The organism is Arenimonas sp., assembly GCF_044353605.1.
In the GTDB taxonomy this organism is placed as follows: domain Bacteria; phylum Pseudomonadota; class Gammaproteobacteria; order Xanthomonadales; family Xanthomonadaceae; genus Arenimonas.
Window position 1 is genome coordinate 67,981 of the sequence record NZ_JBILBO010000007.1, and the last position, 15,821, is coordinate 83,801.

At 61.3% G+C, this 15,821-nt stretch carries 13 protein-coding genes; 7 read left to right on the plus strand and 6 right to left on the minus strand.

The features are described from left to right. Positions 1-30 precede the first annotated feature (30 nt). The 3 genes from ACIQ1A_RS06015 to ACIQ1A_RS06025 all read left to right on the plus strand — a co-directional run bounded on the left by ACIQ1A_RS06015 (position 31) and on the right by ACIQ1A_RS06025 (position 4,125). Positions 31-1,398, plus strand: coding sequence for an MATE family efflux transporter (locus ACIQ1A_RS06015; RefSeq protein WP_395770166.1), 1,368 nt, complete (start codon positions 31-33; stop codon positions 1,396-1,398). 68 nt (positions 1,399-1,466) lie between these two features. Next, positions 1,467-3,347 (plus strand): signal peptide peptidase SppA, encoded by a 1,881-nt coding sequence (sppA, locus tag ACIQ1A_RS06020; protein WP_395770167.1) that lies wholly within the window; start codon positions 1,467-1,469, stop codon positions 3,345-3,347. 4 nt (positions 3,348-3,351) lie between these two features. Further along, the gene (locus ACIQ1A_RS06025; protein WP_395770168.1) at positions 3,352-4,125 is read left to right on the plus strand and encodes an SDR family oxidoreductase; all 774 of its coding nucleotides are present in this window, start codon (positions 3,352-3,354) and stop codon (positions 4,123-4,125) included. Positions 4,126-4,254: 129 nt separating this feature from the next. Here the strand turns inward: ACIQ1A_RS06025 and ACIQ1A_RS06030 are convergent, their stop codons facing one another. From ACIQ1A_RS06030 to ACIQ1A_RS06050, 5 genes are all read right to left on the minus strand, one after another. Further along, the gene (locus tag ACIQ1A_RS06030) at positions 4,255-4,770 is read right to left on the minus strand and encodes a GNAT family N-acetyltransferase (RefSeq protein ID WP_395770169.1); all 516 of its coding nucleotides are present in this window, start codon (positions 4,768-4,770) and stop codon (positions 4,255-4,257) included. A gap of 14 nt (positions 4,771-4,784) precedes the next feature. After that, on the minus strand, positions 4,785-7,274 hold the full coding sequence (locus ACIQ1A_RS06035) for a DNA topoisomerase I (RefSeq protein WP_395770170.1): 2,490 nt from the start codon (positions 7,272-7,274) through the stop codon (positions 4,785-4,787). Positions 7,275-7,386: 112 nt separating this feature from the next. Then, positions 7,387-7,860 (minus strand): DUF494 family protein, encoded by a 474-nt coding sequence (locus tag ACIQ1A_RS06040; RefSeq protein WP_395770171.1) that lies wholly within the window; start codon positions 7,858-7,860, stop codon positions 7,387-7,389. Continuing rightward, positions 7,860-8,978, minus strand: a complete 1,119-nt coding sequence (gene dprA, locus ACIQ1A_RS06045) for a DNA-processing protein DprA (RefSeq protein ID WP_395770172.1) — start codon at positions 8,976-8,978, stop codon at positions 7,860-7,862. The genes ACIQ1A_RS06040 and dprA overlap by 1 nt, the downstream gene beginning before the upstream one ends. A gap of 63 nt (positions 8,979-9,041) precedes the next feature. Next, positions 9,042-10,172 (minus strand): LysM peptidoglycan-binding domain-containing protein, encoded by a 1,131-nt coding sequence (locus tag ACIQ1A_RS06050; RefSeq protein WP_395770173.1) that lies wholly within the window; start codon positions 10,170-10,172, stop codon positions 9,042-9,044. A 114-nt stretch (positions 10,173-10,286) separates the two neighbouring features. Between ACIQ1A_RS06050 and def the strand changes: the two genes are divergently transcribed. From def to ACIQ1A_RS06070, 4 genes are read left to right on the plus strand one after another with little or no spacing between them, the layout of a single operon-like run. Further along, positions 10,287-10,796, plus strand: a complete 510-nt coding sequence (def, locus tag ACIQ1A_RS06055) for a peptide deformylase (protein WP_395770174.1) — start codon at positions 10,287-10,289, stop codon at positions 10,794-10,796. Between the two features lie 6 nt (positions 10,797-10,802). Further along, positions 10,803-11,717, plus strand: a complete 915-nt coding sequence (gene fmt / locus ACIQ1A_RS06060; protein WP_395770221.1) for a methionyl-tRNA formyltransferase — start codon at positions 10,803-10,805, stop codon at positions 11,715-11,717. Beyond that, positions 11,714-13,018 (plus strand): 16S rRNA (cytosine(967)-C(5))-methyltransferase RsmB, encoded by a 1,305-nt coding sequence (gene rsmB, locus ACIQ1A_RS06065; RefSeq protein WP_395770175.1) that lies wholly within the window; start codon positions 11,714-11,716, stop codon positions 13,016-13,018. Before fmt ends, rsmB begins: the two co-directional genes overlap by 4 nt. Further along, positions 13,011-14,711, plus strand: a complete 1,701-nt coding sequence (locus ACIQ1A_RS06070) for an ArnT family glycosyltransferase (protein WP_395770176.1) — start codon at positions 13,011-13,013, stop codon at positions 14,709-14,711. Before rsmB ends, ACIQ1A_RS06070 begins: the two co-directional genes overlap by 8 nt. On the opposite strand, the gene ACIQ1A_RS06075 is transcribed toward ACIQ1A_RS06070, so the two are convergent. After that, entirely contained in the window at positions 14,694-15,737 is a 1,044-nt protein-coding gene (locus tag ACIQ1A_RS06075; protein WP_395770177.1) for a hypothetical protein, read from the minus strand. The two genes, ACIQ1A_RS06070 and ACIQ1A_RS06075, sit on opposite strands and share 18 nt — an antisense overlap. Between the last annotated feature and the right edge of the window lie 84 nt (positions 15,738-15,821).

Consider the following 15,821-nt stretch of genomic DNA (forward strand, 5'->3'; position numbering starts at 1 on the left):
TGATCTGGTTTAAACTGTGTGACTCCCCGAGTGGCCACTATGACGCATTCCCCCTCTTCCTGGCAACGGCTGCGCGCCGAGTCACGGATCACCTTCACGCTCGCATTGCCCATTGCCATCGGCCAGTTGGCGTCCATGGCCATGAGCGTGGTCGACACCCTGTTGGCCGGTCGGCACGGCCCGATCACCTTGGCGGCGGTCGCGGTCGGTAGTGCCATCTGGTCGCTGGCGATGTTGATCTGCATCGGGCTGATGATGGCGATTCCGCCGACGGTCTCCCAGCTCAACGGTGCCGGGCGCCGTTCGGAAGTCGGCCCGGTCTGGCGGCAGGCGCTGTGGCTGGCACTGGCGGTCGGTTTGTTATTGCAGCTGTTCATGCGCTGGAGCCCGCAGCTGCTGGTATGGATGCAGATCGCGCCTGAAGTTCTGGCGCCGGCTACGGCGTTCCTGCATGCCATCAGCTGGGGCGCGCCGGCACTGGCCCTGTTTTTTGCCACCCGTTATCTGAGCGAGGGTCTGTCCTGGACCCAGCCGACCCTGGTGTTCGGCATCGCCGCACTGATTCTGCTGATTCCCATCGGTGCCCTCCTGCTGTTCGGTTACGGCCCGGTTCCGGAGATGGGTGCGGCCGGCCTGGGCTATGCGACCGCCATCGTGATGTGGCTGGAGTTCATCGCCTTCGCGGCCTATCTGCAGTATTCCAGTCATTTCCGCGATCTCGGCCTGCTTTCGCATTTCGAATGGCCGAACCTCAAAACCATCCGCGAACTGCTGGTGCTCGGTGTGCCGATGGGCATCGCCATTTTCATGGAGGGCAGCCTGTTCGTGGCCACAGCTCTGTTCATCGGGCGCTTGGGTGCGGTCGATGTGGCGGCACACCAGATTGCGTTGAATGTGGCCAGTGCCAGCTTCATGATTCCGCTCGGAGTGGCCTTGGCGACCACGGTCCGGGTCGGCCATGCTGTCGGTGCCGGTGATATATCTGCGGTGCGCTGGGCCATGCGTGCGGGGCTGCTGCTGGTCTTGATCACCCAGACCCTGTCGGCCCTGATGCTGATCTTCGGCGGGCATGTCATCAGCGGTTGGTATACCGATGACGCCGCCATTGCCGGCTTGGCCGCGACCTTGATGATCTATGCCGCCGTATTCCAGTATCCAGACGGTATCCAGGCCCTGTCCGGCGGTGCCCTGCGCGGGCTGAAAGACACCACGGTGCCGGCTATCATCACGATATTCGCGTACTGGGCGGTCGGGCTCAGTTCCGGCATTTATCTCGGCTTGGTGCTGGGTTTGCGTGCACCCGGCTTCTGGATTGGCCTGAGCATCGGCCTGAGCGTGGCCGCGGTACTGCTGTTCCTGCGCTTCCAACGCGCGGTCGATAAACTCACGCGGCAATGACGCATGGCACACGAATGCGCGGGCTGAATCGGGTATTCTAGAAGCCTGATTCGAGGAGTTCATCCGCCATGAGCGACGCCAAACCGGGGCCGATCCGCACCTTCTTCCAGTTTCTGTGGAACGCGGTCAATTTCACCAATCATCTGGTGTTCAATCTGATCATGCTGATCATCCTGATTAGCATCTTCGCAGTGATTTCAGCCGGCATGTCGTCCAAGTCGTTCACGCCGCTGCGCGACAACACCGCGCTGGTGCTGGATCTTGAAGGCGTGTTGGTCGAGCAGCGCACGGTCGACTCCATCAGTACCGCTCTGGCCGAAGCCCAGGGCGGCGGCGAGCGCGAAATCCTTTTGCGCGACGTACTGAACATCATCAAAGCCGCCAAGAAAGATCCGCACATCACCCATCTGGTGCTGAACACCGACGGCTATAATGCGCCGGGCATGGCGTCCACCCGCGAAATCGCCGCCGCCCTGAAGGACTTCAAGACCAGCAAGAAGCCGGTGTATGCTTTTGCCGACAACTACGAACAGAAACAATACCTGTTGGCGGCGCAGGCTGACAAAATATTCCTGGATCCCGAAGGCGCGTTCTTCCCCGAAGGTCTCGGCCGTTACCGCTTGTTTTACCGCGAAGCCCTGCAGGACAAGCTCGGCTTGGACGTGCACCTGTTCCGCGTCGGCGAATTCAAGTCAGCCGCCGAGCCCTATATCCTCGATGCCGCTTCGGAAGAATCCAAGCAGGCCGATCTGTACTGGATGAACGACATCTGGCAGCGCTATCTGCAACAGGTCGGCAAAGCCCGTGGCATCGCTCCGGAAGCCATCAGTGCTGCCATCAATGAACTGCCGCAGCGTCTGGCTGCCGCCAAAGGGAATCTGGCGCAGCTGGCCTTGAACGAAAAGTGGGTGGATGGTTTGAAAACCGCCTACGAGATGGAGTTGTATCTGGTCGATCAGGGCGTCGCCTTTGATGACGAAAGCGGCAGCTTCCAACAGATCGACATGATTGATTACCTCGGGCACGTCAACGGCAATCAAATGGCCAAACCGAAATCCAATGCCGTTGCAGTGGTGGTCGCCCAGGGCGAAATCGTCGATGGTGAACAGCCGCAGGGCATGGTCGGCGGCGTCACCACCTCGGCGCTGATCCGCGCTGCGCGCGAGGACGACGAAATCAAGGCGCTGGTGCTACGGGTCGATTCGCCCGGTGGCAGCGTGTTCGCCTCCGAACAGATCCGCCGCGAAGTGGAGTTGACCAAAGCCGCCGGCAAGCCGGTGGTGGTGTCGATGGCGAACGTGGCCGCCTCCGGCGGTTACTGGATTTCCATGAATGCCGATCGCATCTACGCCGATGAATCGACCATCACCGGATCCATCGGCATCTACGGCCTGATGATCCGCGCGCCGCGGACGCTGGAAAAAATCGGTGTGCGCTCCGATGGCGTCACCACCACACCCTGGGCCGGTGCCTTCGACATGACCCGACCGCTGGACGAACCGACCAAACAGGTCGTGCAGAGTGTCATCGAACATGGCTATGCACAGTTCATCAGCAAAGTCGCCAAGGCCCGCAAGCAGGCTTCGGAAGCGATTGACAGCAACGCCCGTGGTCGTGTCTGGAGCGGCGCCCAAGCCAAAGAGAAAGGCCTGGTCGACGCCTTCGGTGGCCTGCAGACCGCCATTGATGACGCCGCCGTCCGCGCCAAGCTTGGCAAGAACGATTACCGCGTGGATTACATCGAAGAACCGATGTCGCCGTTCGAGCAGTTCATTTCCAATCTCGCCGGTAACAGCGAAACCCAGGGTCTGGTGCGTTGGGCTTCGCCGGCACTCGGCCTGATCCAGCAGACCCGCTTGGGCCAACAGATCCGTGCTGACCTGCAATGGCTCGACCGCAACACCAGCAAGCCGGTGAATGCCATCGCCCATTGCTTCTGTACGTTCTGAGGCCATGCAAACACGCTGGCGTCTGCAGGGACAGACCGCGCTGATTACCGGCGCCAGTGCCGGCATCGGACGCGCTGCGGCGCGCGAGTTGGCCGGCCTCGGTGCCGAAGTCCTGCTGGTGGCGCGCGATGAAACCAAGCTTGCCGAAGCCGCCGCCGAAATCGAAGAAGAATGCGACGGCGCGGTAGTGCGCTATTTCGCCGCCGATGTCAGCGATACCGAGCAGCGCCAGGAAATCTTCGACTGGATCACCGATCTGGATCTGCCGCTGTCGATACTGGTCAATAACGTCGGCACCAACATCCGCAAGCCCACGTTGGAGCTCACCGAAAACGATTTCGACGCCGTGCTCGACACCAATGTGCATGCGCTGTTCGAGCTCGCGCGTCTGGCGCACCCCTTCCTCAAGCAGCACGGCAGTGCCAGCATCGTCAATGTCGGCAGCGTGTCCGGACTCACCCACGTGCGCACCGGCCCGCTGTACGGCCTGAGCAAGGCGGCCGTTCACCAGCTCAGCAAAAATCTGGCCTGCGAGTGGGCCAGTGACGGCATCCGCGTCAACTCGGTCGCGCCCTGGTACATCCGCACCCGGCGCACTTCCGAAGCATTGAGTAATCCGGATTATTTCGAGGAAGTGATTTCGCGTACACCGATGAAACGCATCGGCGAGCCGGAAGAAGTGGCGGCCGCCATCGCGTTTCTGTGCCTGCCGGCGGCCAGTTACATCACCGGCGAATGCATCGCGGTGGATGGCGGGTTCCTGCGTTACGGTTTTTGACGCTCGGCCTGCTTCGCGCAGGACATTCGCCAATCCATATGTTCGCGGTTACGACACTATCCGAGATGATCCGCATATTGGTTATTGCAAGAATCCCCCGTGCTGAATGTCTGCCGCGGTGCTTTTAAGCTAAGGAGCCGCAATCAAATAGCGCTGTATCAGGTCGGCGGACTTTCCGTCTGATATCTCCGAAACCAGCACGCCGCCATTGGCCATGATCATTCTGGCGGACGCCTCGTTGTGCTTATGGCAGTGAATGTGCAGCTCAGCGATGCCCCGCTTGCGCGCTTCTGCGATGGTGAGCGATAAAAGCAAATCCCCAAGGCCACGGCCACGCGCCTGCGGCCGAATGCCCATGCCAATGTGGCCGCCGGCGTTGAAGATTATTTCGTTCAGGAAGTGGCGGAGATTCGATACCCCGACCAGCTCTCCGTGTTCAACAAGCCAATAGGTCGAGCTGGGCACATACCCTTCCGGCAAATTCCGCCCGGCTTCGAAATCATTGAGCCGGCGCAGCAGCGCAGGAAAGTTCTTGTGGTCGAAGTCCAAGGGAAACGGGTAGCGTTCCTCGTCGCCGAGTTCCTCGATGTAAGAACAGTAGCTGCTCTCGTACTTTGTACTTGGACGGACCAGTTCGACAGACATGCGGTATGCGGGTATCAGGCGTTTGCGGTTTTCTTCGCTGCTTTCTTGATAGACTTTTTGGCGGCTTTCTTAGTGGCTTTCTTGGCCGCTTTCTTCGCCGTAACTTTCTTCTTCGCCGTTTTCTTGGTGGCTTTCTTCGCCGGCGCCTTCTTGGCGGCGGGTGCTTTTTTCACGGCGGTTTTCTTGGTGGCCTTCTTGGCGGCACGGCCAAATTTGCGTACCGGCTTGCCTTCGGCCAGCAGGGCTTCGCATTCGTCCTGCGTCAACGAAGCCGGCTCGCGGTCTTTCGGAATCTTGGCATTGAACGCGCCATCGGTGATGTATGGACCGAAGCGGCCGTTGAGGATCTGGATGTCGGTACCCTCGAAGGTCTTGATGAAGCGGTTGGCCAGGTATTCGCGGCGGCCGTGAATCAGTTCAACCGCCTTATCCAGCTCGATTTGATAGGGGTCAATCTCTTTCGGAATCGAGGCGAAGGTGTCGCCGTGTTTCACGTACGGCCCGAACTGGCCGATGGCGACCATCACCGCCTTGTCCTCGAAATCACCGAGATTCTTCGGCAACTCGAACAGCTTGAGCGCCTCAGGCAACTGCAGGGTGAAGATGCTCTGCTCGGGCCGCAGCGAGGCAAATTTCGGTTTGTCTTCGTCGTCCTTGCTGCCGATCTGCGCGAACGCACCGTATTTACCCATGCGCACCGACACCGGTTTGCCGGAAACCGGATCGGTACCGAGATCGCGCTGACCGGTGCCTTCCGAACGGTTGACTTCGTCGGTTTTTTCATCAAGCGTGGTCTTGAACTGTGTCCAGAATTTCTCCATCAACACCGTCCACGGTTCTTCGCCGCGCGATACCGAGTCGAGTTCGTCCTCGAGCTTGGCGGTGAAGTCGTAATCGACATAACGTTCGAAATGAGAAGTCAGGAAGCGGTTGACCAGGCGGCCGACGTCGGTCGGCCGGAACGCGCGGCTTTCCAGCAATGCATAGGCCTTGTAGATCAGGGTCTGGATGATGCTGGAGTAGGTCGACGGACGGCCGATGCCGTACTCTTCCAGGGTTTTCACCAGACTGGCTTCGGTGTAGCGCGGCGGCGGCTTGGTGAAATGCTGTTCGCCGAGAATGTCGTCGAGCGTGACGCTCTGGCCTTCGGCCAGCGGCGGCAGCTGAGAGTTGGCTTCCTCATCCTCGCTGTCTTTCTGATCCTTGCCTTCTTCGTACACCAGCAGGAAACCCGGATCGACCACGGTGGTGCCGGTGGCGCGGAAGCCGTGCTGCGGGCCGGCGGCAAGTTCGACACTGACCGTGTTGAGCGTGGCCGGAATCATCTGGCAAGCCACGGCGCGCTTCCAGATCAGCTCATACAAGCGGCGTTCGTCGTCACTGAGGTATTTGCCGATGCGGGCCGGGGTGCGGCCGGCAAAGGTCGGTCGGATGGCTTCATGAGCCTCCTGGGCGTTCTTCGATTTCGACTTGTAGACATTGGCTTCGGTGGGAACATTGTGCTTGCCGAATTCACGCGCGATGACATCACGCAATTGGCCGAGCGCCTCACCGGACAGGCTGGTGGAGTCGGTGCGCATGTAACTGATCAGGCCAACGGTTCCTTCTTCGCCGATATTGACGCCTTCATACAATTTCTGCGCGACCTGCATGGTCTTCTTGGTGGTGAAGCCCAGTTTACGCGCGGCCTCCTGTTGCAGGGTCGAGGTGATGAACGGCGGCGATGGTCGGCGCTTGCGTTCCTTGCGGTTGACCTCCGCTACTTTCAGGGCGCTGCCGGCAGCGGCCTTCAGGCGCGCCAGTGCGACTTCGGCGGTCTTGCCATCGGTAATGCTGAATTGTTCGAACTTGGTGCCATCGAGTTTGACGCAACGGGCGCTGAAAGCCTGGCCTTTTTCCTGCAGCTGGGCAGTGAACGACCAGTGCTCGCGACTGATGAAGGCCTCGATCTCATCCTCGCGTTCGCAGATTAGGCGCAGCGCCGGCGATTGCACGCGACCGGCCGACAGGCCGTTTTTGATCTTGCGCCACAGGATCGGAGACAGATTGAAGCCGACCAGATGGTCGAGCGCCCGCCGCGCCTGGTAGGCATCGACCAGATTGCTGGCGATGGCACGCGGATGTTCGACCGCGTGCGCGATGGCCTTCGGGGTAACCTCGGTGAACACCACCCGGTGCAGGGCCTTGTCCTTGAGCAGGCCCTTTTCGGCCAGGATCTCGCCGATATGCCAGGCGATGGCCTCGCCTTCGCGGTCCGGATCGGAAGCCAGATAAATGGCGCTGGCGTCCTTGGCGGCCTTGGTGATGGCGTCCACGTACTTCTGGTTCTTTTCCTGCACTTCGTAGCGCATGGCGAAGTTGTCATCGACATTGACCGCGCCGTCCTTGCCCGGCAGGTCGCGGACATGACCGTACGAAGCCAGGACCAGGAAGTCCTTGCCGAGGTATTTATTGATCGTTTTGGCTTTCGCCGGCGATTCAACAATCAGTAAATTCTTTGCCATGCATTGCTCCGGAAAACGGGTGAAACAGAAGCCGAAGCCCGCACGGGGCGGGCTGGTTCTTTTTTATTAAGGCACCAAGTTGGGGGGTGCTGTCAAGTCCGGGGGGTTCCGGTCAGTGCACCGGCTCGGGGTCGTCGATGAAAATCTGGCTTTCCATCCAAGCGAATGCGGCCTCGGAACCGGGCTGGTTGAACAGCACCATCAGCACCACCCATTTCAGGTCGTCCAGTGCGATTTCATCCTGATCCAAGGCCATGGCGCGGTCGATCACCAGCTCGCGCTGCTCGGCCGAAATCACCCCGCGCTGCTCAAGGAACATCAGGAAGCCGCGGGCCTCGACATCGAAGCGGTCGAGCTCGGCTTCCGCGAACAGACGCATCGGCCCCTGCAGGGCGCTGGTTGCCGATTGCGGGCGGTCCTGCGCCAGGGTTTCCAGCCAGTCGAATGCTTTGCTGACTTCAGCGGGCGAAAAGCCGGCCTGGATCAGGTTGTTTTGCAGAGTGTCGGGGTCTTGAACCAGCTCGGGGTGGTCGTAGATGTAATGCTCGAAGAGGTAGAGTAAAACGTTCAGTATCGATTCTTTCATTACCCTCTCGCTGACGGTGCGTCTGGCATCCCTCTGTGGTAGCGGCCGAAGCGGTTTTCAACCCAACCCGACAGCTCCATGCCTATCAAAATGGACGAGATATCCGCCGCTGTCAATCCCGTGCGCAGACAGAGCGTGTCGATGGCCACATCATCGTGTCCAAGTGCTTGCCAGACCTGTTGTTGTTGGGCGTTCAGTTGCGAAGGGACGGGCCTGTCCAGCGCCGGCTTCGGGGACAAGTGCGCAGTGGCAGTCGTCTCGGCCGACATGCTGTTCAGGCTGCAGCCGAGGATATGGCGGACTTCTTCCGGCTGCTCGACCAGAAACGCGCCTTCGCGGATCAGCTGGTGGCAGCCATAGGCGACCGGATTATGAATCGAGCCCGGCACGGCCATCACCTCTTTGCCGAATTCAGCCGCCAAACGGGCGGTTATCAAGGCGCCGGAGCGGATGGCGGCCTCAATCACCAGGGTGCCCTGGCTGAGTGCCGCAATGATGCGATTGCGGGCCGGGAAGTGGCAGCGCAGCGCAGGTACACCGGGCGGGTGTTCGGTGATGACCGCTCCGGTTTCGCAGATACGCCGGTACAGCGCCGCATTGCTGCGCGGAAACGCCAGATCCGGCCCGGTGGCCAGCGCCGCGATGGTATGGCCGTTCAGCAGGGCGCCCTCATGGGCGGCGGCATCGATGCCACTGGCCAGTCCGCTGGTGATGGTGTAACCCTGTGCGGCCAGCGTGCGGGCGAAATAATGGGCGCATTCGGTGCCGGCGGCGCTCGGTTGGCGGGTGCCGACGATGGCGATCTGCGGGTGCCAGAGCAGATCGCGGCGCCCGCGCACGAACAGAAAGGGCGGCGGCGACGCGGTCTGGCGCAAGGGCGGTGGATAATCGGGTTCATGCCAGGCAATGACATGGTTGCCGGGTGTTTCCAGCCAGGTTCGTCCGCGATCCAGGAGCGCCTGCTTCGGCTTCAAGCCCGACTTCAGGCTACGGTCAAGCTGGCACAGGGCTTCCCATGCCATTGCCGAGTTGCGGTAATGCATCAGGGCGTCACGGATTTTCCCGGAGCGGGCGGTGCTGTGGATCAGCTGCAGGCAGGCCAGTGGCGCATCAGTCATGCCTGAAACGATAACGGCGCCCGAGGGCGCCGACTATCGGAAAAGCTTCCGGTAACGCGCGGATTAATTCGCGTCGGGGTGGCGCAGGAAGTAGCCCGGCATGATCGGCAGCGCGTTGTTCATGACGATGGCATAGCTGACTTTGTCGAAGGTGCGGAAAACCATCAAGGTCCCCACGCGCTCCTGCGGCATGTGTTTGCGGTCGCTCTGCGCGGCGATTTCGTTGTCGTGCTTGATGCGGTCGGCTTCGACATCGCCCGGGCGCCAGATCGAGTAGGTGTTGCCGTTGCGGATGCCTTGCAGGCTTCCGAGCGGGATTGCCACGATGGTGCGGCCACCGGCGATCATGCCGTCACGCACGGCGATGATGCGCATTTCCGCGCCGATATCCGGACCGGGGCTCGGATAGTAATAGGGGTCATAGCCGCCGCCGGCCGCCGGAGCCACACGATCGCCCTGGCGGATTTCACGATTGGCCTCGGTCACCATGACCGTCGCGGTGTCGCCGCTGAGTTTGCTGACCACGCCGTTGGCCACACGGACCATTTCGGTGCCGACATAGGTCCGCGAGCCGGGCTTGTCGGAAGTGGTGTTCCAGAGATGTTCGCCATCCAGCGCCATGCGGTCGCCGCGGGCATCCAAGTGCGAGGTCGACAGACGGTTGTGGCCATCCATATAGCCGCTGCCGAAGTGCGTGGTGGCGCGGAAGATTTCGACATTTTCACCGACCCCGACATCCTGCAGGCCGTGCACATAAATCGCCTTATCGGTGGTGCCGAGCAGGTGGCCTTCCTGATTACCCAAGACATAGGGCATGGTCTTGAAATCGCTGGAGATGCGCAGATCTTTCAGGTAGGCGCGATACACCGAAGTATCGATTGCGCCGACCGGGGCGCCGCCACTGCTGCGGGCACCGGAATCATTCACAGTCAGGTAGGGCTTGCCGTCGATATAGACCAAGCGGACCACATCACCGGGGTAGATCAGGTTCGGGTTCTTGATCTGCGGGTTGCCTTTCCAGATCTGCGGCCACTGCCAGGGTTTGTCCAGAAAACGGCCGGAGATGTCCCAGAGCGTATCGCCCTTCACCACCACGTATTCGGTGGGGTGGCCGGTTTTGAGCATATCGGCGGCTGCCGTTTGCATGACCAGCAGGCTGGCGCTCATGGTCAGAGCGATGAGTAATTTGCGCATGGTGAACTCCCCTAACACCTTAATTATTAACTAACAATATAGCCGAAAAAGCACCGATGAATGCAACAGGGGGTAAAATAGCCCTCTGTTGAATTTGGAACTGGGATACCGTTCATGAGTTTACTCACCATCTTGGAATACCCCGACAAGCGTCTGAGAACGGTTGCCACACCCATCGAGGGTGTGGATGCCGCCTTGTCCGGCTTGATCGACGACATGTTCGAAACCATGTACGAAGCGCCGGGCATCGGCTTGGCGGCGACTCAGGTCAATTTCCATAAGCAACTGTTAGTGCTTGATATTTCAGAAGATAAAAGCCAGCCGATGGTGTTCATCAACCCGAAAATCGTTGTCAAGGACGGCAAGCAGGTCTATCAGGAAGGCTGTCTGTCGCTGCCGAACATCTATGCCGATGTCACCCGTTACAACCAGATCACCGTGGAAGCCCTTGACCGGCACGGCCAGCCATTCACGCTTGAGGCCGACGGCCTGCTCGCGGTCTGCATCCAGCACGAAATGGACCATCTGATCGGCAAGGTGTTCGTTGATCATCTGTCACCCTTGAAGCGTGCCTTGGCCGAAAAGAAACTCGCCAAAATGCGCAAACTCAGCGCCGAGGCCTGAGTGTCGCTGCGCATCGTTTTTGCCGGCACGCCGGAATTCGCCGTGCCCGCACTGCGCGCCTGTGCCACGCGCGGTGAAGTGGTGGCGGTGTACACGCAGCCCGATCGTCCCGCCGGCCGTGGCCGCCAGCTGCAGATGTCGCCGGTCAAACAAGCCGCGCTCGAACTCGGTCTACCGGTGCAGCAGCCGCTGAATTTCAAATCGGAAGAAGCGCTGGCCATTCTGCGTAGCCACGAGGCCGATCTGATGGTGGTGGTGGCCTATGGCCTGATTCTGCCGCAGACAGTACTGGATATGCCACGTTTGGGCTGCTGGAATGTGCACGCTTCGCTGCTGCCGCGTTGGCGCGGCGCCGCGCCGATTCAGCGCGCCATCGCAGCCGGCGATACGGTGTCCGGCGTCTGTCTGATGCAGATGGAAAAAGGTTTGGATACCGGCCCGGTGCTGCTGCAGCTGAAAACACCGATTGGGCCGAAGGACACCGGCGGCAGCCTGCACGACCGGCTTTCGCAGCTCGGTGCGGAAGTGCTGCGTGACGGCCTGACCCTGGCCCGCGCCGGCATGACCTTGCAGGCCGAAGCGCAGCCGGAAGCCGGCGTCAGCTATGCCCGCAAAATCGACAAGGCCGAAGCGAAACTGGCGTGGAGCTTGAGCGCGAAAGCCCTTGCCGACCAGATCCGCGCCTTCAACCCCTGGCCGGTGGCCGAAACCGAATTGCAGGGCGAGCGCGTGCGTGTGTATCAGGCACAAATTCTGGCCGAAGACTCCGGCAAGCCGCCGGGCACGGTTCTGGCGGCCGGCAAAGCCGGCATCGACATCGCCTGCGGGCAGGGCGTTTTGCGTCTGCTTGCGCTCCAGCGTGATGGTGGCAGGGTCCAGTCGGCGTCGGAATATCTCAATGCCCGGCCACTGACATTTTGAATACAGCCGGCGCCCAGCTCCGCGTTTCCGCGGCACGGGCCGTGCATCAGGTTTTGCAGGGGCGCTCGCTGAAAGCGGTGTTGGCACAGGAGCGCACCGCCTTCGCTGATGGCCGTGACCGCGCGCTGTTGGAAGCGATGACGGTCGGCACCATCCGCCATCGGCGCAGCCTGGAGTTCGCACTCGGCCGTTTCCTGAGTAAACCCCTGGCACAGAGCGAGCCGCTCAGTCACGCCCTGCTGTTGGTCGGGCTCACCCAATTGCATCTGTTGATGCTGGCGCCGCATGCCGCGGTTTCGGCGACCGTGGAGGCCGCGCGCGAATTGGGTAAAGCGGCGCATGCCGGATTGATCAATGCGGTATTGCGCCGCAGCCAACGCGAGGGTCTGCCGGTCAGTGACGATATCGGCATCCATGAAAACCATCCCGACTGGTTGTTGACACGTCTGCGTGCGGACTGGCCGGAAGCCTGGGCCGACATCGTTGCCGCCAACAACCGCGTGGCGCCGCTGTGGCTGCGTATCCCCGGAGCCGCGCAGCAGCGCGACGCGTCTGCCGCACAATTGCAGGCGCAGGGCATCGCCCATCGGATTTCCGAGATCGCGCCGCAGGCCATCCGTATCGATGACGCCATCGCACCGACGCAACTGCCGGGTTGGTTGGAGGGTCGTGTGGCCGTGCAGGATCTGTCGGCGCAGCTGCCGGCCATTGCGCTGGCGGTGAAAGCCGGCGAAACGGTCTGGGACATGTGCGCCGCTCCCGGCGGCAAGTCGGCGCAGTTGCTGGAAGCGGCGCCGGCCATGCTGTTGCTCACCGACAACGAAGCCGATCGCCTGCCGAAAATCAAGGAGCTGTTCGCGCGCCTCGGTTTTGCCGAAGACGCCGCCGCTTTGCAAACATTGGATGCCACGCAGCCGCTTCCGGAATCCCTGCCGCAGCAGTTCGATGCCATTCTTCTTGATGCGCCGTGTTCGGCCACCGGCATCATCCGCCGACAACCGGATGTGAAGTGGCATCGGCGCGAGAAAGACATCGGCACGCTCAATACCCTGCAATGGCGCCTGCTGAAAAACGCCTGGCGGCATCTGCGTCCGGGCGGGCGTCTGCTGTACAGCACCTGCTCGGTGCTGAAGGCGGAAAACGAATCATTGATTGCTCAGTTCCTGCAGCAGCATGCCGATGCAAAGGCTTTGCCGCTGGATGCCCGTTTTGGTAGAGTCAGCGGAGTCGGCCGGCAACGGATGCCTGGCGAGGATGATGGTGATGGTTTCTTCTACGCCTTGCTTGAACGAAATGTCTAAGTATTCAGACCCCACGCTTTCCACTCGGACGATCTGGTGGTTTTTCGCCATCGCTTTCGTGGCCCTGTTCGCCGGCTACGGCCTGCGCGATCCCTGGCCGGCCGACGAACCGCGCTTCGTGCTGGTCGCCAAGCAGATGGTGGAGAGTGGCAATTGGCTGTTTCCGCACCGCGGCATCGAACTCTACCCCGATAAACCGCCGGTGTATTTCTGGCTGCTGGCACTGTCGTATTTCCTGATCGGCAGCTGGCGCTGGAGTTTCCTGTTGCCCTCGCTGCTGTCGGGCATGGCCGTGCTGTGGCTGGTGTATGACCTCGGCAAGCGCCTGTGGCAACCGCGTGCCGGCCTGTGGGCGGCGGCGGCCGTGCTGGTGTCGCTGCAGTTCATGTATCAATTCAAGCGCGCCCAGATCGATCCAACCCTGGTGTTGATGACCACGGCTTCGTTTTATCTTATCGCGCGGCATGTGCTGCTGGCGCGCGACTGGCGCATGCTCTGCGGCGGCTTCGCCTTGGCCGGCTTGGGCGTGATCACCAAGGGTGTCGGGTTCCTGCCGTTGCTGGCACTGCTGCCCTTGGCGGCATACCGGCACGGGCAATGTACGCCGATGACGGCGGCACGGCGCGGCGACGGCTGGCGTTGGCTGGGGGTGTTCGGCTGTTTTCTGTCGCCCATTGCGCTGTGGTTGTCAGCTATCGTGTACCTCGGTCTGAACTCGGGCAATCCAGAGCATGCCGAATACCTCAACAACATCCTGTTCAAGCAGACCGCCGAACGTTATGCCAATCCCTGGCACCATTATGAACCGTTCTGGTACTTCGCCGAAATCATCGCCCTGTTCTGGCTGCCGTTCTCGCTGAGTTGGTTCTGGCTGATTACGCCCTGGCGCAAGGCATTTGCCGAACGCGATCTGCGCGTGCTGTTTCCGTTGCTATGGGGCGTGCTGGTGCTGCTGTTCTTCAGCATCAGTTCCGGCAAGCGCGACATGTACATCCTGCCGGCCCTACCAGCCTTTGCCCTGGCGGCGGCACCCTACCTGCAAAGCATCAGTGAACGCCACGGTTTCCGCAGGGCACTGCTGGCGTTCGTGCTGGTACTCGGCCTGATCTTCACCGGGCTCGGCATCGCCGCTTTGAGCGGGCAAGCCGGTTTTGCCGAAGCGCTGGTCAGTGAACGCGGCCTTGGCGCGGAAGTGCGTTGGCTGTGGTGGATGCTAGTGGTCTGCGGCGGCATCAGTCTGGTGCTTGGCTTGTGGTCGCGTACGCGGCGGGTGCTGACCGCCACCGCCATCAGCCTGGGCGCGTTTTGGCTCGGCTATGGTTTGGTGGCCTATCCGGTGCTCGATGCCAGCAGTTCGGCGCGCAATCTGATGCACCAGGCCTTCGTACAGGCCGGACCGGGCACGGAGATCGGCATGGTGGCCTGGAAAGAACAGAATCTTCTGCAGGCGCGCGGCAACGTCACCGAGTTCGGATTCCGGCAGCCCGATGCCGTGCAGCTCGCGCGCGGCATGGCCTGGATGCGGGAAAGCCCGCAGACCCGGCTGCTGCTGGTGCACGAAAACAAGGAACTGGCCTGCATCGATTACGGCGGCCCGGGCACGCTCGCGATGGAGAAGGCCAACCGCCGCAGCTGGTGGCTGGTCAACATCGACGCGCTTGCCGGCTGCGGGGATTCAGCGCGCGCGGAATAGACCGTCGGCTGCGATTTTACCCAGCAGCTGGATCAGCACGCGCGCATCCGGCGGCAACACCAGCTCAGGCAAGCCCGGCGGATCCGAGAGGCGCAAAGGTGCTTCTTCGGCGGTCTCCGCTGGAATCGTCGGCTCCTGAAAGCGAACGCCGTAATGCTGCGCCAACCAGTCGTAATCAGCCCGGTGGCGTTCGTACACCATGCGCGCCACCGCCGGGCGCAGGGTGATGCGTGAGGGTGCGGGCATGCTGGCCTGGACCAAAGTTTCGATCTGTTTGTACAGGCCGGTCTGTATCCGCACCTGGTCCGGGGAAAACTGCGCGGTATCCAGATGCCGGTACAGGTTGTACAGGCAGAACAGGGTTTCCGACGACATCGAGCGGTTCGAATCGACCCGCTTGTCCGGATGCGTAGCGATTCCGAAGAATTCCGAAATGCGGCTGTAAGCATCGGCGACCACACAGCCCTCGAGCAGCTGGCCACGCTCGAACGCGCGCACTTCGACATCGCCCGGAAACACCGATTCCCAGGTTTCGATCTGTTCGCGGAAATTGAAGTAAAGAAGGCGCGGATCCATGCGCGGCAGATCATCGCGGAATTTCACCGCCTGTTGGATGCCCGAGGCGTAGCGGGCGGTGGCTTCACGCACATACAGCAGAATCCGGAAGCGGCCGTAGCCCATGGCTTCCACATCACTGCGGAAGCGCCTTACCGCGTCGGCATCGATGGCGCTCAGATATTCCGAGGACAGCACGGCATTGTCCGCGTCCGGGAAGTGTTCCGGTATGCGCTGCCAGAAGTTGCGACGCACCAGCGCCACCGCCTCAGGATCCGGCATCTGCAGACGGATGGTATGGTCCAGGGTGTCGAAGGGTTTGTACATCGCGGCCAGCACCGAGTGCGTGCGCAGGCGCGGGTGATGCAGGAAGCGGAAGCCGGTGTCGCTGCCCCGGTTGGCCAGCAGGCTGTCCTGCAGTGCGGTGCTGCCGGCTTTGTGACTGCCGATGTGGACGAATAGACGGCGCATGGGGGAATTCCGAGGGGAATGCCCACAGTGTAACAAACGGTGCGCCGGCTCGAGGACTCCGTTATCATGGACGCCATGAACGCA